This is a genomic window from Bradyrhizobium sp. UFLA05-109 (assembly GCF_054185165.1).
The window spans coordinates 1-22847 of the sequence record NZ_JBBIAR010000081.1 but is presented as its reverse complement, the minus strand read 5'-3'; the positions used below and the strand labels follow the sequence as shown (position 1 = coordinate 22847).

General features: G+C 64.1%; 22 protein-coding genes. 6 read left to right on the top strand and 16 right to left on the bottom strand.

What is annotated here, in order from left to right; translation table 11 throughout:
• Positions 1–5 precede the first annotated feature (5 nt).
• The gene (locus tag Q3C01_RS38445; protein ID WP_458150512.1) at positions 6–1100 is read right to left on the bottom strand and encodes an extensin family protein; all 1095 of its coding nucleotides are present in this window, start codon (positions 1098–1100) and stop codon (positions 6–8) included.
• Between the two features lie 64 nt (positions 1101–1164).
• On the opposite strand from Q3C01_RS38445, the gene Q3C01_RS38440 reads away from it, so the two are divergent.
• Both Q3C01_RS38440 and Q3C01_RS38435 read left to right on the top strand, forming a co-directional pair.
• Complete coding sequence (locus tag Q3C01_RS38440; protein WP_458150511.1) at positions 1165–2793, top strand: fatty-acid--CoA ligase; 1629 nt, start codon at positions 1165–1167, stop codon at positions 2791–2793.
• 260 nt (positions 2794–3053) lie between these two features.
• The gene (locus Q3C01_RS38435) at positions 3054–3908 is read left to right on the top strand and encodes a DUF1499 domain-containing protein (RefSeq protein WP_458150510.1); all 855 of its coding nucleotides are present in this window, start codon (positions 3054–3056) and stop codon (positions 3906–3908) included.
• Between the two features lie 28 nt (positions 3909–3936).
• Here the strand turns inward: Q3C01_RS38435 and Q3C01_RS38430 are convergent, their stop codons facing one another.
• From Q3C01_RS38430 to Q3C01_RS38415, 4 genes are all read right to left on the bottom strand, one after another.
• Positions 3937–4860 carry an MBL fold metallo-hydrolase gene (locus Q3C01_RS38430; RefSeq protein ID WP_458150509.1) on the bottom strand — a complete coding sequence of 308 codons (924 nt, stop codon included), beginning with the start codon at positions 4858–4860 and terminating at the stop codon, positions 3937–3939.
• Between the two features lie 140 nt (positions 4861–5000).
• Positions 5001–6215, bottom strand: a complete 1215-nt coding sequence (locus Q3C01_RS38425) for an acyl-CoA dehydrogenase (protein ID WP_458150508.1) — start codon at positions 6213–6215, stop codon at positions 5001–5003.
• Positions 6216–6343: 128 nt separating this feature from the next.
• Entirely contained in the window at positions 6344–7420 is a 1077-nt protein-coding gene (gene ribB / locus Q3C01_RS38420) for a 3,4-dihydroxy-2-butanone-4-phosphate synthase (RefSeq protein WP_458150507.1), read from the bottom strand.
• 171 nt (positions 7421–7591) lie between these two features.
• The gene (locus tag Q3C01_RS38415) at positions 7592–9316 is read right to left on the bottom strand and encodes a cation:proton antiporter domain-containing protein (RefSeq protein ID WP_458150506.1); all 1725 of its coding nucleotides are present in this window, start codon (positions 9314–9316) and stop codon (positions 7592–7594) included.
• A 67-nt stretch (positions 9317–9383) separates the two neighbouring features.
• Here Q3C01_RS38415 and Q3C01_RS38410 point away from each other — a divergent pair, with 67 nt between their 5' ends.
• Both Q3C01_RS38410 and Q3C01_RS38405 read left to right on the top strand, forming a co-directional pair.
• The gene (locus tag Q3C01_RS38410; protein ID WP_458150505.1) at positions 9384–9917 is read left to right on the top strand and encodes a DUF3124 domain-containing protein; all 534 of its coding nucleotides are present in this window, start codon (positions 9384–9386) and stop codon (positions 9915–9917) included.
• A 52-nt stretch (positions 9918–9969) separates the two neighbouring features.
• Positions 9970–11205, top strand: coding sequence for an aminotransferase-like domain-containing protein (locus Q3C01_RS38405; RefSeq protein ID WP_458150504.1), 1236 nt, complete (start codon positions 9970–9972; stop codon positions 11203–11205).
• An 8-nt stretch (positions 11206–11213) separates the two neighbouring features.
• On the opposite strand, the gene Q3C01_RS38400 is transcribed toward Q3C01_RS38405, so the two are convergent.
• Positions 11214–11486: a helix-turn-helix domain-containing protein gene (locus Q3C01_RS38400; protein WP_458150503.1), complete on the bottom strand. Its 273-nt coding sequence runs from the start codon at positions 11484–11486 to the stop codon at positions 11214–11216.
• 88 nt (positions 11487–11574) lie between these two features.
• A complete protein-coding gene (locus Q3C01_RS38395; protein ID WP_458150502.1) occupies positions 11575–12855 on the bottom strand; it encodes an amidohydrolase family protein in 1281 nt (426 codons plus the stop codon).
• A gap of 171 nt (positions 12856–13026) precedes the next feature.
• On the opposite strand from Q3C01_RS38395, the gene Q3C01_RS38390 reads away from it, so the two are divergent.
• Both Q3C01_RS38390 and Q3C01_RS38385 read left to right on the top strand, forming a co-directional pair.
• Positions 13027–13473 carry a hypothetical protein gene (locus Q3C01_RS38390; RefSeq protein WP_458150501.1) on the top strand — a complete coding sequence of 149 codons (447 nt, stop codon included), beginning with the start codon at positions 13027–13029 and terminating at the stop codon, positions 13471–13473.
• A 106-nt stretch (positions 13474–13579) separates the two neighbouring features.
• Positions 13580–13804 (top strand): hypothetical protein, encoded by a 225-nt coding sequence (locus tag Q3C01_RS38385; RefSeq protein WP_458150500.1) that lies wholly within the window; start codon positions 13580–13582, stop codon positions 13802–13804.
• 57 nt (positions 13805–13861) lie between these two features.
• Here the strand turns inward: Q3C01_RS38385 and Q3C01_RS38380 are convergent, their stop codons facing one another.
• The 9 genes from Q3C01_RS38380 to Q3C01_RS38340 all read right to left on the bottom strand — a co-directional run.
• Complete coding sequence (locus tag Q3C01_RS38380) at positions 13862–14680, bottom strand: aldo/keto reductase (protein WP_458150499.1); 819 nt, start codon at positions 14678–14680, stop codon at positions 13862–13864.
• A 155-nt stretch (positions 14681–14835) separates the two neighbouring features.
• On the bottom strand, positions 14836–16410 hold the full coding sequence (locus Q3C01_RS38375; protein WP_458150498.1) for an alkaline phosphatase D family protein: 1575 nt from the start codon (positions 16408–16410) through the stop codon (positions 14836–14838).
• 210 nt (positions 16411–16620) lie between these two features.
• On the bottom strand, positions 16621–17031 hold the full coding sequence (locus Q3C01_RS38370) for a hypothetical protein (protein ID WP_458150497.1): 411 nt from the start codon (positions 17029–17031) through the stop codon (positions 16621–16623).
• A gap of 135 nt (positions 17032–17166) precedes the next feature.
• Positions 17167–18603 (bottom strand): M20/M25/M40 family metallo-hydrolase, encoded by a 1437-nt coding sequence (locus Q3C01_RS38365; protein WP_458150496.1) that lies wholly within the window; start codon positions 18601–18603, stop codon positions 17167–17169.
• A gap of 95 nt (positions 18604–18698) precedes the next feature.
• Positions 18699–19193, bottom strand: a complete 495-nt coding sequence (locus Q3C01_RS38360; protein ID WP_458150495.1) for a RidA family protein — start codon at positions 19191–19193, stop codon at positions 18699–18701.
• A 24-nt stretch (positions 19194–19217) separates the two neighbouring features.
• Entirely contained in the window at positions 19218–19640 is a 423-nt protein-coding gene (locus tag Q3C01_RS38355) for a c-type cytochrome (RefSeq protein WP_458150494.1), read from the bottom strand.
• Complete coding sequence (locus Q3C01_RS38350) at positions 19640–21160, bottom strand: flavin monoamine oxidase family protein (protein WP_458150533.1); 1521 nt, start codon at positions 21158–21160, stop codon at positions 19640–19642. The genes Q3C01_RS38355 and Q3C01_RS38350 overlap by 1 nt, the downstream gene beginning before the upstream one ends.
• Before the next feature lie 225 nt (positions 21161–21385).
• Positions 21386–22387, bottom strand: coding sequence for an NAD(P)H-dependent flavin oxidoreductase (locus Q3C01_RS38345; RefSeq protein ID WP_458150493.1), 1002 nt, complete (start codon positions 22385–22387; stop codon positions 21386–21388).
• 59 nt (positions 22388–22446) lie between these two features.
• Positions 22447–22847, bottom strand: a 401-nt coding sequence (locus Q3C01_RS38340; protein WP_458150492.1) for an SDR family NAD(P)-dependent oxidoreductase, incomplete at its 5' end; no start/stop codon positions are given.

The window sequence follows — 22847 nt, the reverse complement described above, 5'->3', positions numbered from 1 at the left end:
GCTCGCTACCGGCGCTTTTTTGTTGCCGACTTTCGGGGCGCCTGGGCGGCGCCGGCAGGCTCGTCCGGCTGTGGCGCGCCGGACTTCGCCGCATCGCCCTGCTCCGCGCCATCCTTGGTCTCCTCCGGCTTTGCATCCGATTTGGCCGCCACCTCCCGCGGCGGGGCTTCCTCCGGCCGCTCGGCCGGCAGCAGCGGGGCGACCTGCGGCAGCGGATCCCAGACGTTCCACTGGCAGATCCGGTAGTCATTGCGGCGCTGCATCAGATCAAGATGGATGTGGTCCTCGTGATACCAGTCCGATCCCGGCCCCAACACGGTTGAAAAGCGTGCGCAGACCGAATGCAGGACGCGCTCGCGCAACTCCCGTGGCACGCTGCGGTCGGTCAGCCCGATCGACTGTCCGTTGGCAAGCTTGAACGCGCGCACGTCGAGCGCATTGGCGTGGCCATGCTCGGACAGCATGGCGCCGACGATGCGATTGCGGCCACGGCACTCGAAGGAATCGAAATTGTCGAGATCGCTGATGGTGCTCCCGAGGTTCGCCGCAAGCGGCGCCATGTCCGAGCGAACCCAGTCGGCAATGGCCGATGCCATGCTGCATCGAAGGATCGCGGCCGGCTTGACCTGCACCTTGCGCTTGTCCGGCAGCACGATCGCCTCGAGCCGCACCAGATCCACGCCCCCGCAGCCGCCTGGGCCATGAATGTCGGGAATCGAGGGCGCAATCGCAATCTCCTCGGTCAGGGCGAGGCGGCAGGCCGAGGCTTGCTTTTCTGGCGGTGCCGCAGGTTCGGCCGGCTTGTCGGCCGCAGGTCTTCCTTCGACCGCCGGCTGCTGCGTTGCGGGCTTGGCCACTTCCTTGGGCGCATCATCCGAACGCGGTCTCGGCAAGGGAATTTTGGCCGGAATCTTGGCCGGATGAACGGTGCCGCGAGATCGCGGCCAGCCGAAGCCGAACAGGTCGAGCGGCGCGGCATATTTCCGCGCCTCGGCAGGCGCAAGCGACAACACCAGCGCGGCGGTAACCATTGCTGCGGCGGCGGACATATAGCCGCGACAAGACCATTTGCGGCAAAAGTCCGGCAGGCTAAAATTCATGACAATTATTTGGCCCAGAGCTGACAGCGATAACAAGTCCAGCCCTACTCGGAGGAACGTCGGAATGCTTGGTTTGATGCAAGATTGGCCCCTGCTCTGCCACCGGATCATCGAACATGCCGCCAGGATTCATGGCAAGCAGGAGGTCGTCACACGCTCGGTCGAAGGGCCGATCCATCGCACCAACTATGCCGAAATCCACGCGCGCGCCCTGAAGGTTTCGCAGATGCTGGAGCGCGACGGCATCAAGCTCGGCGACCGCGTCGCGACCATCGCCTGGAATACCTGGCGCCACCTCGAGGTCTGGTACGGCATCATGGGCATCGGCGCCATCTGCCATACCGTCAATCCCCGCCTTTTCCCCGAGCAGATCGCCTGGATCATCAACCATGCGCAGGACCGCATCGTGATGACCGACATCACCTTCGTGCCCATCCTGGAGAAGATCGCCGACAAGCTCGGAAGCGTGGAGCGCTACGTCGTCCTCACCGACAAGGCGCATATGCCGCAGACCACGCTGAAGAACGCGGTCGCCTATGAGGAGTGGATCGCGAGGGCCGACGGCAAGTTCGCATGGAAGGATTTTGACGAGAACACGGCCGCCGCCATGTGCTACACCTCCGGCACGACGGGCGATCCCAAGGGCGTGTTGTATTCGCATCGCTCCAACGTGTTGCACGCCCTGATGGCCAACAATGTCGACGCGCTCGGCACCAGCGCCTCCGAGACAATGCTGCCGGTGGTGCCGCTGTTCCATGCCAACAGCTGGGGCATCGCCTTCTCCGCGCCTTCGCAGGGCACCAAGCTCGTAATGCCCGGCGCCAAGCTCGATGGCGCGTCGGTCTACGAGCTGCTCGAGACCGAGAAGGTGACGCACACCGCAGGCGTTCCGACCGTGTGGCTGATGCTGCTGCAACACATGACCGCCAACAATCTGAAGCTGCCGCATCTGAAGATGGTGATCTGCGGCGGCTCGGCGATGCCGCGCTCGATGATCAAGGCATTCCTCGACATGGGCTCGAGCGTGCGCCACGCCTGGGGCATGACCGAGATGAGCCCGATCGGCAGCGTATCGGCGCTGAAGCCGCCGTTTGCCAACGCGACGGGCGAGCAGCGGCTCGATGTGCTCCAAATGCAGGGCTATGCGCCGTTCGCCGTGCAGATGAAGATCACCGACGACGCCGGAAAGGAACTGCCTTGGGACGGCACGACGTTCGGCCGCCTGAAGGTGTCGGGGCCCGCGGTTGCCAAGGCTTATTACCGCGTCGACGCCAACATCCTTGATGAAGAGGGCTTCTTCGACACCGGCGACGTCGCCACCATCGACCAGGACGGCTACATGCGGATCACCGACCGCTCCAAGGACGTGATCAAGTCGGGCGGCGAGTGGATTTCCTCGATCGATCTGGAAAACCTCGCGGTCGGCCACCCCGCGGTGGCGGAAGCGGCCGTGATCGGCGTCTTCCATCCCAAATGGGACGAGCGCCCGCTGCTGATCGTGCAGCTCAAGCAGGGCCAGCAGGCCACACGCGAGGACATCCTGAAATTCATGGACGGCAAGATCGCCAAATGGTGGATGCCCGATGACGTCGCCTTTGTCGACGGCATCCCGCATACCGCGACCGGCAAAATCCTGAAAACCGCGCTGCGCGACCAGTTCAGGGATTACCGCTTCCCGAACGCGGTGGCGTAGGGGATCGCAAGAGCATCGGCGGCGGGCCCCTACGGCATCGGCAGGGGCCGCGCCATTTTCGAGCGCTTGCAATTGCGAGCAGCGAAAGTCCGCCTCCGGCCGGCTGAAGAACATCCGCTTGTTCGACCACCACAGGGGAGCCGGAACGGGGATAAAGGCGGGGATAAACCGCTTCACAGCCCTGCGGAAAATGCGCTAGGTCAGCTTGCTCCCGTCGCCCGTGCCCCGCAACCGGCGACTGACACCGGTGATGGAACATTATGGCCCGCAGGTTTTCCGCTCCCTACCAGTCGGAGCCCGTGTCCGGGCTCGCCAGCTGGGCGCGCAATCTGGCCGTGTTCGCGGTGGTGGCGGTCCTGGTTTCGATCCTCGTCGTCCGCTTCGGCTTCCTGGAGATCAAGCCGGCGCTGGCGACCTTCTTCGGCGGGCTTTCGATCGCAGGGCTCTCCATCCTGTTCGGGCTCGCGGGCTTTGCGGCGATCTGGCAGAACGGGTCGCGCGGCATGGCGCGCATTCTGTTCGCCTTCCTGATCAACGCGCTGATCCTCGCCTATCCCGCCTATCTCGCCTTCCAATACCGCAGGCTGCCGGCGATCCACGACATCACGACCGATCCGATCGACCCGCCGCGCTTTGAGGCGCTGGCGCGACTTCGCACCGGCGACGGCGCCAATCCGGCCGTCTATGCCGGCCTCTATTCGGCCGAGCAGCAACGCCATTTCTATCCTGACATCGAGCCGATCGAGCTCGAGATTTCCGTCGACCGCGCCTATGCACTGTCGCTCCAGATCGCCAACAAGCGCAAATGGCTGATCATCGACGAGCGTCCACCGCAGCTGCCGCGCCGCATCGGCCGCATCGAGGCAGTGGCCCGCACGCCTATCATGGGTTTTCGCGAGGATGTCTCGATCCGCGTCGTGCCTGACGGCGACGATTCCCGCGTCGATATCCGCTCCGCCTCGCGCTACTTCGACAGCGACCTCGGCAGCAACGCCGCGCGCGTCAGCAAGTTCATCGACGATCTCAACACTGCAGCCGACGCCGACGCGCTCAAGCCGGCGAAGAAGACGCCAGTCGTGCCGGTCAAGCCGCCGGCGAAGACGGTGAAGAAATGACGCGATAGCGTCATTCCCGGCATCACGATCAGTCGCTTGCCATCCTGTACGTCCCCGTGATCACGGGATCCCCGTCCGTCGTCACCACGCCGCGCGCAACGAGGTCCTCCAGATGCGCCAGGACGGAATAGCCGGCCGCGGTCGTGAGCCTCGGATCGATGCCGATATAAATCGCGCGCACCATGGTCGGGATGTCGGCCTCGCCTTTGGCGAGGCGATGCAGGATCGACGCTTCGCGCGCCTTGCGGTGGCGGATCAGGAAGCGCACATAGCGCGGCCCTTCAGGAATCTCGGCGCCGTGGCCGGAGAAATAGAGATCCTCCTCGCGCGAAGCGAGCCGGTTGAGCGAGTCCATGTAATCGATCATCGAGCCGTCGGGCGGAGCCACGATCGAGGTCGACCAGCCCATCACGTGATCGCCGACGAAGCTGAATTTCCGTTCGGGCCAGGCGAAGGCGAGGTGGTTGGCCGTGTGGCCCGGTGTGGCGACGGCTTCGAGCCGCCAGCCCGAGCCTTCGATGACGTCGCCATGCCCTACCCTTACGTCGGGCACGAAGTCACGATCGGAGCCCGATTCCGGATTGTGCTTCTCGCTCTCGAAACGCGGGCGCGAGGCGCGATGCGGGCCTTCCGCATAGACAGTCGCGCCGGTTGCCGCCTTGATGCGGCCAGTGTTCGGCGAATGGTCGCGATGGGTGTGGGTGACCAGGATGTGGGTCACGGTCTCGCCGCTGACGGCATCGAGCAGCGCCGCCGCATGGGTCTCGTTGTCGGGACCTGGATCGATGATCGCAACCTTGCCCTGGCCGACGATGTAGCTGACCGTGCCGGTGAAGGTGAACGGGCTCGGATTGTTGCAAAGCACGCGGCGCACGCCGGGACGGACCTCCTCGACGACGCCGGGCTTCAGCGGAAAATTGCGGTTGAACGGGACGTCGTCGTTGTCGGACATGCTCGTGCCTTGCTGACTTCGTCATGCCCGGCCTTGTGCCGGGCATCCACGTTCTTCGTGCGGGCTAGAACGTGGATGGCCGGGACACAGCCCGGCCATGACGCTTGGAGAGTTCTATGGCGCCGCACGCAGGCGCGCGCTCAGAAAAACGCCTGGATGCCCGTAATCGCACGGCCGAGGATCAGGGCGTGGACGTCGTGCGTGCCCTCGTAGGTGTTGACCGTCTCGAGGTTATGGACGTGGCGCATCACGTGATACTCGATCTGGATGCCGTTGCCGCCGTGCATGTCGCGCGCGACGCGGGCGATGTCGAGCGCCTTGCCGCAATTGTTGCGCTTGACGATAGAGATCATCTCGGGCGCGAACTTGCCTTCGTCCATCAGGCGGCCGACGCGCAAGCTTGCCTGGAGGCCCAGCGCGATCTCGGTCTCCATGTCCGCAAGCTTCTTCTGCACGAGTTGGGTCGCGGCGAGCGGCTTGCCGAACTGCTTGCGGTCGAGCGTGTACTGCCGGGCGCGGTGCATGCAATCCTCGGCCGCGCCGAGCGCGCCCCAGGAAATGCCGTAGCGGGCGCGGTTGAGGCAGCCGAACGGACCCTTCAGGCCGGACACGTTGGGCAGCAGCGCGCTCTCGGGAACGACGACGCCATCCATCACGACCTCGCCGGTGATGGAGGCGCGCAACGACAGCTTGCCGCCGATCTTCGGCGCGGAGAGGCCCTTCATGCCCTTCTCCAGCACGAAGCCGCGGATCTGGTTGTCGTGCTCGGCCGACTTGGCCCAGACCACGAACACGTCGGCGATCGGCGCATTCGAGATCCACATCTTGCTGCCTGTGAGGCGATAGCCGTCCGAGACCTTCTCGGCGCGGGTCTTCATGCCGGCGGGATCGGAACCGGCGTCGGGCTCGGTGAGGCCGAAGCAGCCGACCCATTCGCCGCTGGCGAGCTTCGGCAGGTACTTCTTGCGCTGGCTCTCGTCGCCATAGGCGTAGATCGGATACATCACCAGCGAGGACTGCACCGAGTTCATCGAACGGTAGCCGGAATCGACCCGCTCGATCTCGCGGGCGACGAGGCCATAGGCGACGTAGCCCGCATTGGCGCAGCCATATTCCTCCGGAAGCGTGATGCCAATCAGGCCGAGCTCGCCCATCTCGTTAAAGATCTCGCGATCGGTCTTCTCTTCCAGATAAGCCTTGGTGACCCGCGGCAGCAGCTTGTCCTGGGCGTAGGCTCGCGCGGTGTCGCGCACCATGCGTTCGTCTTCGGTGAGTTGCTCGTCGAGCAGGAACGGATCGTCCCACTGGAAAGAAGCCGCAGCCGGCTTGTCCTTGGCCTGAGGGCGCACGCTCATGAAACGTCCTTTCGCGTCTGGTTCCGTCTAATTGACCATTAAATTAAAGCGCCGCAGCGCCAGTTGCAATTGCGTCCTGGTTTCGGTCATTCCGGAGCCGCGTGGCGCGCGCACGGAATGACCGCGCGTCAGGTCTCGAGCTGCTCGTTGGCGACGATCTCGATGCCGAAGCCGGAGAGGCCCTTGTAGTCATGCACCGACGACGTCAGATGCCGGATCGACGTGACGCCGAGATCGCGCAGGATCTGCGCGCCGACGCCGACCTCGCGCCACTGCCGGTTGCGGTCGGCCTCCGCCGTCGACTCATCCGGCAAGGGCTCCACGGGAACGCCGGCGGCGCCATCACGCAAGTAGACCAGGACGCCACGACCAGCCGTCTTGAAATGATCGAGCACGAGCTGCATGCGCTTGTGCCCGGTGAAGATGTCCTTGACGATGTTCGGCTTGTGGAAGCGCGTCAGTACGTTCTTGCCGTCGCCGACGCCGTTGTAGACGAAGGCGACATGGGCGATGGAATCGAAAGGCGAGCGGTAGGCATAGCCCTGCAACGGCCCGATCGGGCTTTCGGTCACGAAGGTCGCGACCCGCTCGATCAGCTTTTCGCGCGCCTGGCGGTATGCGATCAGGTCGGCAATCGTGACATGCTTGAGCTTGTGCCGGGCGGCAAATTGCGCGACCTGCTCGCCCTTCATCACGCTGCCGTCGTCGTTCATCAGCTCGCTGATGACACCGACCGGCGGCAGGCCCGAGAGCTTGCAGAGGTCGACGGCGGCCTCGGTATGGCCGGAGCGCAGCAGCACGCCGCCATCCTTGGCGATCAGCGGAAAGATGTGCCCGGGACGGGCGAAATCGCCGGCGCCGACATTGGGATTGGCGAGCGCGCGGCAGCATGAGGCCCGCTCCTCGGCGGAGATGCCGGTGCCACCGTCGGGCTTGTAGTCGATCGAGACCGTGAAGGCCGTGGTGTGGGCGGAGTCGTTGTGGGCAACCATCGGATCGAGCCGCAGACGGCGCGCGTCCTCTGTGGTGACGGGCGCGCAGACGATGCCCGAGGTATGGCGGATGATGAACGCCATCTTCTCGGCGGTGCAGAGCGAAGCGGCGACGATCAGATCGCCCTCGCCTTCCCGGTCCTCGTCATCGGTGACGACGACGAGCTCACCCTTGGCAAAGGCCTGCAAGACTTCCTGTACGGTATCGGGCATGTCCAATCTCTGGCTATGGTGGCCGGAGGCTTAGCCGGACTTCGATCCGCGCGCTAGTGTCCCGGACGCAACCGCTTATGCCTTCGGGAGGTCCCGCCAGCACCCAGGCTTGCACCGGAAATACCAGAGATATAGGTCGAGCCCGGCCGCCTGGAAGGCCGCCGAGCGAGCCTATGGCAGCACTTCGCGCCGCTCGCTCAATCGCAGGTCAAGCTCGGTCCGCTTGTCCTCGAGAAGGCCAGCTTGAGCTGCCTCGATGACCGTGAACAGCTCATGCGCATCCCCGAGGCGGGTGACGGTGACATAGTTGGCGCCCGCCGTGTAGAGCTCGCCGACGTCGGACAACAGGTCGGCGGTTGCAACGATCAGTGCTTTCGGGTTGAGCACGCGGACGTGGCGGACGAGCTTCTCGTTGGTAGCCCCCTTCAACAGCGCGTCGGGCACGCTGAGGATGATCATCTCGGACTTGCCGACGCCGGCGTGAACAAGCGTGTCGACATTGCTGATGTCGCCGTAGATGACGTGCAGGCCGCGCGAAAGCAGCGTCTGGTACACATTGGGGTTGAAATCGACGACCGTGATCTGCTCCAGCAGCACCGGCGCCTGCCGCTCGATCTCCGCGAGCAGCGCGCTCGCCGCACGGAAAAAGCCGAGAATGATGATGCGCCGCGCCTCGCCATGGCCGCCCTCGTGTCCCTCCTCGGCGTCAGCGTGATCGAGGTCGCGCAGGCCGAACCGCTTCAGGGGGCCGATCGCCCGGCGCGTGATCTCGTCGCTCCTCACCATCACGAAGGTCGAGAGCACCGCGAGCACCACGAAGGCGAAGGAGGCGGCGTTGGCGGTCTCCTGGGCGATGTGGTTGTCGGCGACCCCGGTCTGGATCACGACCAGCGAGAACTCGCTGATCTGCGCCAGGTTGATCGCCGGCAATAGGCTGGCGCGCAGGCCCTGCTGCATCAGATAGAGCGGCACGAAGGTGGTCGCCAGCCGGCTCACCACCGTGAAGGCCGCGATCATCAGGGCAAGCCCGATCACCGACATGTTCGGCACGGGAATGGTCATGCCCAGGGCGACGAAGAACAGCGTGATGAAAAAATCGCGCAAGGTGGTGACCTTGGCGGTGACGTCGAGCGCATATGGGAAAGTCGAAAGCGAGACTCCGGCGATCAGCGCTCCCATCTCGCGCGACAGCGACAGCCGCTCTGCGGTCTCGGCGACCAGGAAGCACCAGGCGAGCGCGCCGAGCAGGATCAGCTCGGGGCGGCGGGCGATCTGGTGGAACAGGCGCGGCAGCACGAAACGGCTGACGAGGAGCGCGGCCGTGACCAGCACTGCGACGCGCACGATCGAGAGCAGGATGACGCTCGCCTGCAGATCGGCAAGGCTCGGTTGCACGGCGAGGAACAGGATGGCGAAGATGTCCTGGAGCACCAGCACGCCAAGGGTGATGCGGCCGGGCAGCGTGTCCAGCTCGCGCTTCTCATAGAGCACCTTGACGATGATGACCGTGCTGGAGAGCGCGCAGGCGACGCAGAGATAGAGCGCATCGAAATGACCGCCGCCGAGCGTCAAGCCGATGGCGGCGAAAAACAGGATGCCAAGCAGGCAGCCGCCGAGGAGCTGGCCACCGGCCGCGAACAGGATCACCCGTCCCGCCCGCACGATCTTCTTCAAATCGATCTCGAGCCCGATCATGAACAGCATGAAGATCAAGCCGAGCTCGGAAATGATGCTGATCGATTCCTGCGACTTGACCCAGCCAGCGCCGAATGGACCTATGCAGAAGCCGGCGATAAGGTAGGCCAGGATCAGCGGCTGACGGGAGAAATGGGCCAAAAGCCCGAGCATCCAAGCGAACAAGATACAAAGAGTGATATCACCAATGAGTTCGTGCATTTCAAAGCAGTCCTTTTTGCCGCACCCTAGAGGCGGCTCGCAGCGCGGCAAACGAGCAATTCGTCACATGCCGATCGTGTTGCCAATCGTGCTCGCATTGATAGGCGGCCTGCTCGGCATGGCGCTGCCTGCCGCGGCGCAGCCGAAGGCGAATATCGAACAGGCTTTTGCAGATTCGCTGACGGCGATGCCCAAGGAGGAACTCGTCGCCTTCGGCGGCTTCTACGTACCGGCCTATTCCAGCGTCGCGATGAGCCAGGGCAAGCTACGCGTCGACTTCTCGGTGACGTTGAGCGTCCACAATGCGTCGGAGACCCAGCCCCTGGTGCTGAAGCGGATCGCCTATTTCGACACCGCCGGCAAGATGATCGAGAGCTACCTGAAATCGCCGGTCGCCCTGAAGCCGCTCGCGACGATCTCCGTCGTCATCCCGACCGAGGACGTGCGCGGCGGCACCGGCGCCAACTTCATCGTCGACTGGGCGGCCACCGGCGAGATCGCCGAGCCCGTGGTCGAGGCCTTGATGGTTGGCGGCGTCGCCAATGCGCACTACGCTTTCATCAGCCAAGGCCGCCCGACCCGGACGGTCGGCAAGAAGTAACAGCCAGCTGGCGCAATGCTGGCTGGCTCAACAAGAACAGAGGAAACTGCCCATGACTGCCCACTTCGACTTCGCGCCCCTGTTCCCGCCGGGGCTGCCTGCTCCTTCTGCACGCTGGACCGGGCTTGCCAAATACAGCTTCGTCGGCGGCAACAATGATTCCGAGCAGGTGCCGGTCGATGACCTGATCGCGGCGGTCGATGCGGTGCTGCGGCGCGAGGGCCGCAGCCTCGCCACTTACGGACTGGCGCATGGTCCGCAGGGTTACCTGCCGTTACGCGAATTCCTGAGCGCGAAGCTGAAGCGCGACGCCGGCATCAATTGTACGGTCGACGATCTCCTGATCGTCTCGGGCTCCTTGCAGGCGCTCGACCTCGTCAACCACACGCTGCTCGCGCGCGGCGATACCGTGATCGTCGAGCAGGAAACCTATCAGGGCGCGCTGAACCGCCTGACACGGCTCGGCGTCAATACGGTCGGCATTCCCCTCGACGGCGAGGGCATGCGTATGGACGCTTTGGCGTCTGCGCTTGCTGACCTGAGAAGCCGCGGCATCCGGCCGAAATACATCTATACCATCCCGACAGTGCAGAACCCGACTGGCAGCATCATGCCGGAAAGCCGCCGCGCAGAGCTGTTGCGGCTTGCGGCCGACTACGGTGTCCCGATCTTCGAGGATGATTGCTATGCCGACCTCGTCTGGTCAGGAGAACGGCCGCCCGCCATCCACGCGATGAGCGATACGGGCGGCGTCATCCATATCGGATCATTCTCCAAATCGATCGCGCCAGCGCTCCGCGTCGGCTTCATCGTTGCGCCCTGGGAGGTGATGTCGCGGATGCTTGCGCTGAAGACGGACGCCGGCTCCGGCGCGCTGGAGCAGATGGTGCTCGCCGAATATTGCCGGCGGCACTTTTCGACCCACGTGCCGGCACTCACCCGTACGCTGCGCACAAAACTCGACACGTTGATGGAAGCACTGAACGAGCAGTTCGGAACCGCGGCCGAGTTCGATGAGCCCAAGGGCGGCATCTTCCTCTGGGTGAAGCTGCCGGACCATGTCGATACGCTAAAACTGTACCAGGCCGCGCTCGCGGCCGGCGTCTCGATCAATCCGGGTCCGGAATGGTCGACCAGCAAGAGCCATTCAGGTGCGCGGCTGCGGCTCTGCTTTGCCAGTCCCACACACCAGCAAATCCGCGAGGGCGTCGCCGTGCTCGCCGAGATCTGCCGCAGGGAATTCGGCGTGCCGGCGCGGATCGCGAATGTCGAGAAGGCACGCGCTTGAGACAGGCGTCAGGCGGCCTGCGCCTGACTGCCGTGGATCGCGGACGCCAGCCGCAACAAGAGCACGATCGAGACGTTGCCCTTGCCCGCCTCGATCTGCGCGATGTAGCGCTCGGAAATTCCCGACTTGCGCGCAAGCTCCCGCCGCGAGAGCTCGCAGCGCATGCGCGAGGAGCGCACTCGCTCGCCGAGCTCGGCCAAGAATTCGGTTTCCGAGTAAGGCGGGACGGCGTTACCGCCCGGCAGCGCTTCGCCCGCAAAATCGGTGACTTCATCCAGCATTGATCTATCCACGATCGCCTCCCGAAAGCGCATTATGGCGCGACTTCGGGCCGTCTCATTGACGCGGATCAAATAGCGGAGCGATCGGCTAGCGCACCGCGAACGGCGCCTGGTAGGGCCGGCCGAACGGCACGCCGTTGATCACGGTCTGCACCGGCTTCAGGTAGGCCTTGCCGTCGCGCTTGTTGTTGCGGGTGTCGACGAAGGTAACGGGGCCCTCGACCAGCTCCATGATCGCGACGTCGCCGGGGGCGCCGAGCTGAAGGGTGCCGAGCTTGGGCGCCCGGTTGATGATCTTCGCCGGCGCGCTGGTCGTCATAGACACCACCTGCTCGAGCGTAAAGCCGAGCGTCATGAACTTGCTCATGACGTTGGGGAGGAACGGTATCCCCGGCGAGTTGCCGGAGAAGACGTGGATGTCGGACGAAATGGTGTCCGGCGTGCAGCCGCCGGGAATCGCGACCTCGGCGACCGTGAAATCGAAGCTGCCGCCGCCGTGCCCGACATCGAAGATCACGCCGCGCTGCTTGGCGGCAAGCGCTGCCGGCAACAGCCGGCCGTCCTGCACGATGTTGGTAAAAGCGCCCGACATGTTCGGCGCGCCGGAATAGGAATGCGTCAGCACGTCCCCGGGGCGCAGCAGGTTGAGGATGTCGGACATCAGCTCCTTGGTCTCGACGCCGCCGATATGGACCATCATCTTGGCCGGCCAGCCACAGAGCTCGCAGGCCTGGATGCCGCGCTTGAGCGGTTCGAGCCCGTGCTTGAAGATGACGTTCTCGGACATCCGCACCTTGACGCCGATGAGAAAGTCCGGATTTTCCGCCAGCGCCATCGCGCACGCTTCCATTTGCGCATTGTCGATGTTGTAGAGCTCGGCGACCGGGAATGCCGATAACCCGTTGTTGGCGATATGCACGAAGGCGTAGATGCGCGCCCGTGACTGCGCGACGATGTAGCGGCGCAGCGCCGCGAGATTGTTGACGCCGGCATCGCCGGCCGACACCACGGTGGTGGTACCCTGAAACTGCACCAGCTCGTCGGCGGGAATACCGATCGCCGAGCCATAGGGATAGACGTGGCAATGCAAGTCGACGAGTCCGGGCATTACCAGCTTGCCGGAAGCGTCGATGCTTTTCAGGGCACGCTCCGCCGGAATCTCCGGCTCGACCGCCTCGATCACGCCCCAGCGGATGCCGATATCGCGTTTGCCGCGAAACGATTGGCTAGGATCGATCACATCACCGCTCTTGATAACGAGATCGAACTTGTCGGCCGGCCCCATGGCCGCCTCGGCTCGGCCCGAGAGGGCCGCCGCTGCAGACGATCCGGCGAACATGAGAAGCTGGCGACGCGACAACCCGGTCATGGCGACGTTCCCCCTTCATCTGTTTGTTGTGGAGATGATGCGCCCCGCGGTGTGCGGGTGCAAGCACCATGCATAAGCGTGCCGAGTTGCAGTGCGGCATAACAATGCTAGGCTTCAAGCCATTGCGGCAGGCAATAGCGGGGATTTTCAGAAGTGACGGGATTGTTCTTGATGCGCGGGGCCAGCGCGGCGCTGGTCTGGCTTGCGCTCATACACACAGCCGGTGCCGAGACGCTGGCGGCAACGATTATCAATTGGGGGCTGCTCGGCACCTGGGCGATCGATTGCTCGCTCCCGCCCGGCCGCGACAAGGGCGCAGTGCTCACCTACGAGGTCAGGCCGGACGGCAGGGTGATGTACCGCCGCAACTTCGGTGATGCCACAGACGAGAACGAAGTCGTTGGTGCTTCGACCGACGCAGACGGCCAACTCAACATCATGGTGTTCTTCCCATCGCTGCATCAGGCGCGCGAGTTCGGCCTCGCGTTGCAGGAGGACGGTAACCTGCGCGCGATGTACAATCGCGGCGAGCGCGGCGACTACACCATCCGCGACGGCAAGTTCGTGAAGACCGGCGTGCCGACACCTGCGCAGCACCGCTGCGGCAACAGCACGTGAGCGCGAAGGCCGAAGCTGAACAGCCGTTCAGAATTCTCCTTGCAGTTCCTCCGGAACGTTCACGCGCATGCGCGGTTTAAATTGGCGTTCATTGGAGGAGGATATTATGAGGAAGCTTGGCTATGTCGTCGCTGCCATCGGTGCACTTGCGATCGCGGTGCCGACGATGGCGAGCGCCGAGACGGTGGTGATCAAGAACCATCATCACGGCCCCTACGGCGCCCGCGCCGAATTCCGCGAGCACCGCGACTCCGGCATGCATCGTGGCTGGCATCATCACGCCGACAGGGTCGTGGTGATCAAGCGCGGTCATCGCCACTACGACTATTGATGCGCACGCTGAAATGGCCCCGACGGGGCCATTTCCTTGCGTCCATTTATTGTGAGATCAGTCCCACGCCGGCGCAAAGCCGGGACTAACGCAGCGCCTGTCCTTTGGCAGCGCCGCGATTTTTCTGCGATCGTCGTCGTCGAGTGTGATCTTCAGAGCGTCGAGATTGGCCTGCTGGCTCTCTCGCCGCGACGCCTTCGGAATCGCCGCGACACCTTTCTGATCGAGCAACCACTTCAGCGCGACCTGCGCGGCGGTCGCCTCGTGCTTGCGGCCGATCTCGCCAAAGACCGCATCGGAGGCGATGCGTCCCTGCGCGAGCGGGCAGTATGCGACCAGCGGAATCGACTTTGCGGCGAGATAGTCGATGACCTTCGATTGATCGAGCATCACGTGATATTCGATCTGGTTGCAGGCAATCGGCGCCTTGATCTCCTCGACGGCGAGCTTGAGCAGCGCAGTATTGAAATTGGCGACGCCGATGGCGCGGGTGCGGCCCTCTTCCTTCAGCTTCATCAGCGTCTCGAAAACCGCCGGCCAGTTCGCATTGCGCGACGGCCAGTGCACGAGATAGAGGTCGACGTGGTCGAGCCGTAACTTGTCCAGGCTGGCGTCGAAGGCGCGGCGGATCGCCTCCGGCGCGAGGTTCTCGTGCCAGACCTTCGTCGTGACGTGCAGCTCGCCGCGCGGCACGCCGGCGCCGGCAATCGCCGCACCGATCGGCTCTTCATTGGCGTACATCTCGGCGGTATCGATATGGCGATAACCGAGCGACAGCGCGCTTTCGACTGCGGCGCGGCAGACATCGCCCTGCATGCGGAACGTGCCGAGGCCGAGCTTGGGCATGCCGATGCCCTGGGTTTTCAGACTTTCCATGGAAACACTCCTGACGAATTCCAGGCCGCCGGACGCGCACCAACAAAGGCCGCGCATACAGACTTTTCGGTAATGGAGGGCGGTGGCGGGACGACCACTATAGCGGGGCGGCCACCGCGCGGCCAATCAAGATCGGGTTAGTTGGCGCCAGCCTCTTACGAATGCTGTGCCACCACAGCAGATCGCCCTTGCGGCTGCGGGTGGATGTCGACCGACCAGAGGTCGCGATTGTCGACGTCCTTCAGCGTCACTGTCATGACCTCCGTGCCGCCGTCGATGTCGACGCGGCCGAAGAACTGGAGTCCGAAGCAAGGCGCAAGGTTCTCGCCCTGCTCGGCATTGCAGCCATGCTGGTACAGCGCGACCGGTCCAAAGGTGTTGTCGAGCTCACCCGGCCCCCAGGTGCCGGCATGGAGAGGACCTGAGACGAATTCCCAGAACGGCTCGAAATCGGAGAACACCGCGCGGTTGGGATCGTAGTAGTGCGCCGCGGTGTAGTGCATGTCGGCCGTGAGCCAGACGATGTTGCGCACGCTGGCGCGCTTGATGAAGGACAGCAGATCCGCGATCTCGTGCTCGCGCCGGTCGGGCGGTCCGTCGCCGAGCGCGACGGCATCGAGGCTGATCAGGCCAATGGGCAGGTCGGCCGCGATCACCTTCCAGGTCGCGCGCGAAGCGGCAAGTTCCCGCTTCAGCCAGGCGAGCTGATCACGGCCCAGGATCCAGCCGTCGTGGTCCTCGCCCTTGTTCCAGGTGCCGTCGCGGTAGCTGCGCATGTCGATCATGAAGACGTCCAGCAGCGATCCGTAAGCGATCTTCCGATAGATACGGCCTTGCTGCTGCGGAATCTCGAGGACCGGCATGAAGTCGAAAAACGCACGCCTCGCGCGCGCGACGAGGCGTGAGGTGCCGTCGGCGTCAAATCCTGTCTCGTCGACACTGCCATAGGGCGACCAGTCGTTAGTAACCTCGTGGTCGTCCCATTGCGCGAACATCGGCACCTCCGCATGGAAGGCGCGGAAATTCTCGTCGAGGTGGTTGTATCTGTAGTTGCCGCGGAACTGCGCCAGCGTGTGCGCGACTTCCGATTTCTCTTCGGTGACGAGGTTACGCCAGATCTCGCCGTTCGGCAGCTTCAACTCGGCAGGAATGGTGCAGTCGGCATAGATGTGGTCGCCGGAATGAATGAAGAAATCCGGGCGATTGTCGAGCATGGTCCGATAGCTGCGCATGCCGCCGCGCGACGTATCGATGCCCCATCCCTGCCCGGCGGTGTCGCCAGACCACACGAACGAGATCGACCTGCCGGCAGCCGGCGCGGTGCGAAAATGTCCGGTGCGCGTCTCGCCGGCAACGCCGGTCGCGATGTCGTCGAAGCGCACGCGGTAGAAGATGTCCTGTCCGGGCGGGAGGTCGCGCAGCAGCACCTTCGAGGTGAGGTCGGCATCCGGCAGCGCGTCAATGGACGCCGTGCACAGGATCGTCTTGAAGCTTTCGGCGGTGGCACATTCGACCTGCATCCGCGCAGGCCGATCGGCGCGCGCCCAGATGACGGCAGAGCCTTCGGACACGTCGCCCGACTGCATGCCGCCTGCAATCAGCGGTCGATCAGCGGCGCGGCTGAGATATGGTTTGGCGAGAGAACCGAGACCGGCGAGCGCGAGGGAGGATGTGGAGCGGACCAGAAACTGCCGCCGGGTCCATGCGCGCGAGGCGCGGAGCGTTGCCATTCAGAAAACCTTCGCCGAATCGCGACGAAAGGTGCCTGAGCTCCTTGACTCCAAACCGACGGTTTTTTGACTCCGCGCCTACCGTTTTGCGACGGGCGGATGACGCCTAATTATTTGAGCATGATCTCCGCGCAAACGCGTTCCGCGTTTGTCGCGAGGGAAAACCGTTTCACACTTTGCGCTAACGCGGCCCTTCGGGCCGGACCACGCTCAGCGTTTCCAGTTGCAGATGCCGCCCGATCTGCACGGCCAGGTCTGGACGCGCGTGTCCATCGCCTGCGCATCCAGCGGATTCGTGTGCCGATGCACCAGCTTGGCACGAGCAGCGCCACGCGGTTGCGCGCTCTTCGCGTGAGCAACCCACGGCTCCGGCGCCTTCACGCGCTCGGTCGCGACCATCTTCGGCGTGACGTCAGGCACGGCACGCGCCGCGTCACTTCTTGCTTCCACCCGGACCGGCGCGAATTGCGTCGCAGGGCCGAGCCGCTTCGGCGACAGCACCGCCTTGGAGAGATCGAGGCCGAGATAGTCGTCAGGCTTGTAGTCGTCAGCCATCGCCGCGCTGCTGCATGCCAGCATGAGCGCGGTGGCGAGACCGAAAGAAACGCCTTTCAGGACCAAGAGATGCCTCCTGAAATCAATTAAGGGCCAATTTTACCCTTATTTAGGAGGCGTGAGCCGGATTTCCAGCGGCAGATTGTGGTCAGGGTTACTGGCCAGCGAAGCCGACCTCGGATTCTCAGGCCTTTCGCACGCTCAGGAACCGCCGGCTAGCGTCTTGACCAGCCGGTAGAGATACTCCTGTCCGTTGTAAAACGACGTCACGGGAACACGCTCGTCCCTGCCATGGATGCGGTTTTCCCCAATGTCGATCGCCATGCCGGAATGGCCGTAGGTCGGGATGCCCGCATTGCGCAGGTAGCTGCCGTCCGTGGCGCCGGAACTCATGACCGGGAGCACGATGGCGCCGGGGAAGAATTCGCCCGAGAGCTTCTCGATCGCGCCCATGATCTCCTCGTGCAGCTCGCTGGGCGCGCTGATCACAGCCGTATCGATCTGCGTCAGCTTGATGTCGGGATCCGCCAGCACCTGCTCCAGCGTCGCCTTGACCTCCTCGACCGGCTCGCCCGGCATGATGCGGCAATTGACCTTGGCACTCGCCGACTGCGGCAGCGCGTTGATGGCATGCCCGCCCTGGAGCATCGTCGCAACGCAGGTCGTGCGGAGCTGGGCATTGTAGACCGGGTTCGCAGCGAGCCGGACAAAGGATAGCGCCGCAGGATCAGGCTTATCCGACATCACGGCGCGCATGTCGGCCGCGGTCTGGTCGTTCTCGAACTGCGCGCTCTTCTCAAAATAGCCGCGCGTCGTCGCGTTCAGCTTGAGCGGGAAGTTGAACTTGGACAGGCGCACGAGGCCCTCGGCCAGCTTGTAGATCGCGTTGCTCTTGCGCGGCACCGAGCTGTGACCGCCGGGATCGGTGACGTCGAGCTGGAAGCTGACGGGGATTTTTTCGCTGGTCTGGACGCCGACGCGGATCGGCTTGCCGTCCTTCAGGCCCACGCCGGCGCCCTCGTTGAGCGCGAACTCGGCATCGATGAGGTCGCGCTTGTTCCGTATCAGCCACTGGATGCCGAGGCCGTCCCGGTCGAATATCTCCTCGTCGGTCTCCAGCGCAACGATGATGTCGCGGTCGGGCTTGTAGCCCTCCTGCTTGAAACGGATCATGCTGGTGATGAAGGCGGACGCCATGTGCTTGTCGTCGGCTGTGCCGCGACCGTAGTAGTAGCCGTTCTTCTCGGTGAACTTGAACGGATCGACCGACCAATCCTCGCGCAGCGCGGGCACGACATCGAGATGCGCGACCAGCAGGATCGGCTTGCGGGCGCCGCTGCCGTGCAGGCGGGCGACAAGATTGCCCTTGTGCGGCGCGGGCGAGAAGACGTGCACGTCCGAATCGGGAAAGCCCGCCGCCTTCAGCCGCGCCGCCATCGCTTCGGCCGCGCGCGCAGTGTCGCCAGTCGCGGTGGTGGTATCGATCTCGACGAGCTCCTTGTAGACGTCGTGGGAGAGCTGTTGCTGCGGGCTCAGGCCTTCGGCGGCCGCCCCGCCGGTGAGCAGCAGCGCCGTGCAAGCCACCGCGAGCAGCGCGTTACGGCACGAGAAATCGTCGTTGGTGATCGTCTTCTTCATCTCGTGCTCCCAGAATGCGGCCTCGCTGAATTCAGACAGCGCAGGCGCGCTTTGGCAAGCGCGATCGTTCTGCCGTTTTTGCAACGGCCCCCGGCCTATTTCGCGTCCTTCACCGCGATCACCTCGATCTCGACCAGGAAGCCTGGATTGGCGAGCGCGGCGACCCCGACCACCGAGCGGGCCGGCAGGTTGGGCTGGCTGCCGCCGAAGAACTGGGTGTAGCCCTCCATGAAGGCCTTGAAGTCCATCGGTGCAGACGCATTGTGCACCAGGAAGACCTGCATCTTGACGACGTCGCCCATGGTGAGGCCGAGCCCCTCCAAAATGCCTTTGATGCGGTTTAGGACGCCGACGGTCTGAGTCTTGGTGTCGCCATAGGCCTCTCGGCTCTGGGCATCGGCATCCTTGTTGGCGACCGGCGGCACCTGGCCGCTGACATAATAGGTCGTAGCATTGCCGGTGACCTGCACGGCCTGCGCGATCGGAAAGGTAGAGTTCGGAATGGGATGCCGGATGACCTCGGCGTGAGCCGTACCCGCATGGGAAATCGCGAGCAACGCGCCAATGACGGCGCCGGTTTTGAAATTCATTGGTTCCCCCTTCTTGCCGGTGCGTCAGCGACGCGCGTCCCTCACCTCGTTCGCCGTCACCACATCATCGTAAGCATTGCCGAAGTGCGTGCGCAGATAATTCACGACGGCGGCGATCTGCGCGTCGGTCATCATCTCGCCGAACGGCGGCATGGCGCGCCGGCCGTTGAGCACGAGATAGATGGGATAACCGCGCGCTTCCAGATTCTTGTCGGCGACGAGCGACGGATAGGCGCCGGCGCCGGAGGCCCCGCCGGCATCGGGCATGTGGCAGCCCTGGCAGATATTGGCGAACAGCTCCTCACCCGTCGTCTCCGCGAAATTGAAGCCCGAGCTGAAGATGCGGTTTTCGGGGCCGTCATGCGCCCGCGCCGTTGCCGACAGCATCATGAGTGCCGACATGGCAAGCCGCACCGGCCATCGCTCCCATCGAAAACCCTTACTCATCACGTTCTCACCACGCGGTCATGCAGCCGCGCAATCGCGTCGAGCGCGGAGAGGATCGCGCCCTCCTGCCAGGCCGGCAGCGCCGAGGCGTGCTCGCCCGCGAGCACGATGCGGCCGTCGATCTGACAGAGATTGTCGTAGTGCGCGGCGCGCGCCTCATCGCTCCAGTCGCCGCTGCAACCGAGCACGAAGGGCACCCGGTGCCAGGCGACCGCGATGCCGTTTTCGAATTCGCTCTTGTATTGCGGGTGAATGACGGCGCCGAACTCGACGGCGCGTGCGACCCGCTCCGCCGGAGACATCGCGCTGAATTCGTAGGAGTTCGGACCGTCGAACAGATAGGCGCCGAGCAGCACACCGCGCCCTGCGCGGTTGTAGTCGTAGTTCGGATAGGCGATCTGTCGGATCGGCAGATCGGTGTAGCTGATGCCGCCATAAATCGCCTCGTCCTCCTCCCAGAACCGGCGTTTGAATTGCAGGCCGATCTTCACGGACGCGGCATAGGGAACAGCATCGATCGCCGATTTCATGGCGGCGCTGACGTCGAGCGGCAACTGGCTCAGGATCGTCAGCGGGATCGTGCAGATGCACCAGTCGGCGTGCACCTGCTGCACCGCGCCCGGCTTCTTGGCATCGACATAGCTCACGGTGACGCCGCGGGCGTCCTGCTGGATCTGCGTCACCTTGGCGTTGTAGCGGATGAGATCGCCGACCTCCTTCGCAAAGGCCTTGCCGATCATGTCCATGCCGCCGACCGGCTGGAACATCGTGGTCTGGAAATTGTAGTGCGCAAAGCCGCGCAAATAGCGCCAGAGCCGCGACTTCAGCACTTCCGACAGGCCAACCGGCTCGCTCGGCTCCGGCATCGCCGTCAATCCGCCGCCGGGATCCTTGGTGTAGCCGCGGAATTCCGCCGAGATCAGATTGGCCTTGTAACCATAGCCATTGTCGAGCGCGCCCCAGGAGCGCAGCGCCTGGAGCAGGATCTCCTGATCTTCCTTCGACACGCTCTCATCCAGCTTGCCCTGCTGCGTCACTTTTGCAAGCAACTCGGCGATCTGGCCTTGGAAATCAGCCTTTACGGCGCGCAGACGCTGGGGCTTGCCGCCGAAGGCGCGCACCGAATGCAAGAGAGCGTTGTGATTGAGCTGGTTGAACGGCTCGAGCGCGACGCCCAGCCGCCTGCAATAGTCGAGCAGCGCGCGGTGATGATAGGGAATGCGCCACGGCCCCGGATTGAGATAGAGCCCGTCCTCGAACTCGCACACCTGCTTGTGGCCGCCGAGCTCGGTGAAGACGTCGCCGCCCCGCAGCGTCCAATTGCGGCCGCCGGGGCGGCTGTTGAATTCGAGGATCTGGACACTGTACCCCGCCTTGCGCAGCTCCAGCGCCGCGGTCATGCCGGCAAGGCCCGCACCGAGTACGAGCACGGAGGCGCCCTTGGGATCGCCTTCCAGTCGGATCGGCCCCTTGTACCGCGATTCCGATGCGAGCCCGAGGCTCGTCATCGCATGGTACATGGCCGCGCTGCCGGCCACCGTGCCGATCAACGCAAGAAGATCACGTCGCCTGACGGTCACGGGTTCGCTTCGCATGGCGTTACGGGAAAGGGCCCAGTCCTGAGCCGTCAGAAAACAGCACGCCGCGTAGCGAGGCAACACACGCGTTGTTGATCAGCGCGCCTTCGCGCGGCGCGATGAGAATCGCTGATCGCGGTCCTCATCGTTTGCGCCGCAGATTCGACGTCACGCGACCTTGCGCGTTGCCGCCTTGCCGTCGAGGAAGCCCATCAGCCTGTCGCGAATGATCTCGTCGGCCTCGCTCATGATGCGGTCGACGAGTTCCTTGCAGGAAGGAATGTCGTGGATGAGGCCTGCGACCATGCCGCAACTCCAGGCGCCGGCATCCATCTCGCCCTCGATCATGATCCTGGGATAGACGCCCGCAACCTGGTCGTGGATGTCGTCGATTTTCAGCTTTCCTCCCTTTTCGCGCTCGATCTCGAGCAGACGATCGACATTGGCATTCTTCAGCACGCGTTCGGTGTTGCGCAGCGCGCGCATGATGAGACGGGTGTCGAGCTCGGTCGCAGTGACCAACGCGTTCTTCACGTTCTGGTGCACCGGGGCTTCCTTGGTGGCGATGAAGCGCGTGCCCATGTTCATACCGCTGGCACCCAGCGACAGCGCGGCGACGAGGCTGCGGCCGTCGGCCATGCCGCCGGAGGCAACGAAGGGGATCTTCAGCTCCTCGGCCGCACGCGGCAGCAGGATCATGTTGGGGATGTCGTCTTCGCCGGGATGTCCGCCGCATTCAAAGCCATCGACGCTGACCGCGTCGCAGCCGATTCGCTCGGCCTTCAGGGAATGGCGCACCGAGGTGCATTTGTGGATCACCTTGACGCCGGCTGCCTTCAGCGCCGGCATGTATTGTTCCGGGCTGCGGCCTGCGGTCTCCACGATTCTGACACCACCCTCGACGATCGCGGCGATGTATTCCGGATAAGGCGGCGCCGAGAAAGTCGGGAGGAAAGTGAGATTCACGCCGAACGGCTTGTCGGTCATTTCGCGGCAGCGCGCGATCTCCTTGGCAAGCAGCTCCGGCGTCCTCTGGGTGAGTCCGGTGATGATGCCGAGCCCGCCGGCATTGGAGACGGCGGAGGCGAGTTCGGCAAAGCCGACGAAATGCATGCCGCCCTGGATGATCGGATGCTCGATGCCGAACAGTTCGGTGATCGCGGTCTTCACGTAGACGTCCTCCGGGATGATTTGCCTGGCGCGAGTTTAGCCGTAGTCCTGCGCCGCGGTCACCATTTCTCTCCGAAGGGACGGATCTCCATCTCGAAGGTCCAGGCGCTCTTGGGCTGCTGATAGAGCTGCCAATAGGACTCCGCGACCGAGGCCGGCGGCATCAGGAGATCGGGATTGTCGAGCGCGCCGGGGCCGAGCGCCTCGAGGCGGCGCTGCCGTACCCATTCGGTGTCGACACCAGAATCGATGATGAGGTGCGCGACATGGATGTTCTTCGGTCCCAATTCGCGCGCCATCGCCTGGGCGACCGCGCGCAGGCCGAACTTGGCGCTGGCAAACGCGGCATAGCCGCTGCCGCCGCGCAACGACGCGGTTGCGCCGGTGAAGAAAATGTTGCCGCCGCCGCGCGGCAGCATCAACCGTGCCGCCTCGCGCCCCGCGAGGAAGCCGGAATAGC

What these genes read in the sequence shown, in the direction of transcription:
- Q3C01_RS38435 (WP_458150510.1), top strand. Translation starts at nt 3,054, where the DNA reads ATGGCCCGCAGGTTTTCCGCTCCCTACCAGTCGGAGCCCGTGTCCGGG.
- Q3C01_RS38385 (WP_458150500.1), top strand. Translation starts at nt 13,580, where the DNA reads ATGAGGAAGCTTGGCTATGTCGTCGCTGCCATCGGTGCACTTGCGATC.
- Q3C01_RS38355 (WP_458150494.1), bottom strand. Translation starts at nt 19,640, where the DNA reads ATGAGTAAGGGTTTTCGATGGGAGCGATGGCCGGTGCGGCTTGCCATG.
- Q3C01_RS38375 (WP_458150498.1), bottom strand. Translation starts at nt 16,410, where the DNA reads ATGGCAACGCTCCGCGCCTCGCGCGCATGGACCCGGCGGCAGTTTCTG.
- Q3C01_RS38395 (WP_458150502.1), bottom strand. Translation starts at nt 12,855, where the DNA reads ATGACCGGGTTGTCGCGTCGCCAGCTTCTCATGTTCGCCGGATCGTCT.
- Q3C01_RS38405 (WP_458150504.1), top strand. Translation starts at nt 9,970, where the DNA reads ATGACTGCCCACTTCGACTTCGCGCCCCTGTTCCCGCCGGGGCTGCCT.
- Q3C01_RS38430 (WP_458150509.1), bottom strand. Translation starts at nt 4,860, where the DNA reads ATGTCCGACAACGACGACGTCCCGTTCAACCGCAATTTTCCGCTGAAG.
- Q3C01_RS38400 (WP_458150503.1), bottom strand. Translation starts at nt 11,486, where the DNA reads ATGCTGGATGAAGTCACCGATTTTGCGGGCGAAGCGCTGCCGGGCGGT.
- Q3C01_RS38415 (WP_458150506.1), bottom strand. Translation starts at nt 9,316, where the DNA reads ATGCACGAACTCATTGGTGATATCACTCTTTGTATCTTGTTCGCTTGG.
- Q3C01_RS38390 (WP_458150501.1), top strand. Translation starts at nt 13,027, where the DNA reads ATGCGCGGGGCCAGCGCGGCGCTGGTCTGGCTTGCGCTCATACACACA.
- Q3C01_RS38410 (WP_458150505.1), top strand. Translation starts at nt 9,384, where the DNA reads ATGCCGATCGTGTTGCCAATCGTGCTCGCATTGATAGGCGGCCTGCTC.
- Q3C01_RS38380 (WP_458150499.1), bottom strand. Translation starts at nt 14,680, where the DNA reads ATGGAAAGTCTGAAAACCCAGGGCATCGGCATGCCCAAGCTCGGCCTC.
- Q3C01_RS38440 (WP_458150511.1), top strand. Translation starts at nt 1,165, where the DNA reads ATGCTTGGTTTGATGCAAGATTGGCCCCTGCTCTGCCACCGGATCATC.
- Q3C01_RS38425 (WP_458150508.1), bottom strand. Translation starts at nt 6,215, where the DNA reads ATGAGCGTGCGCCCTCAGGCCAAGGACAAGCCGGCTGCGGCTTCTTTC.
- Q3C01_RS38445 (WP_458150512.1), bottom strand. Translation starts at nt 1,100, where the DNA reads ATGAATTTTAGCCTGCCGGACTTTTGCCGCAAATGGTCTTGTCGCGGC.
- Q3C01_RS38365 (WP_458150496.1), bottom strand. Translation starts at nt 18,603, where the DNA reads ATGAAGAAGACGATCACCAACGACGATTTCTCGTGCCGTAACGCGCTG.
- ribB (WP_458150507.1), bottom strand. Translation starts at nt 7,420, where the DNA reads ATGCCCGATACCGTACAGGAAGTCTTGCAGGCCTTTGCCAAGGGTGAG.
- Q3C01_RS38360 (WP_458150495.1), bottom strand. Translation starts at nt 19,193, where the DNA reads ATGAATTTCAAAACCGGCGCCGTCATTGGCGCGTTGCTCGCGATTTCC.
- Q3C01_RS38350 (WP_458150533.1), bottom strand. Translation starts at nt 21,160, where the DNA reads ATGTACCATGCGATGACGAGCCTCGGGCTCGCATCGGAATCGCGGTAC.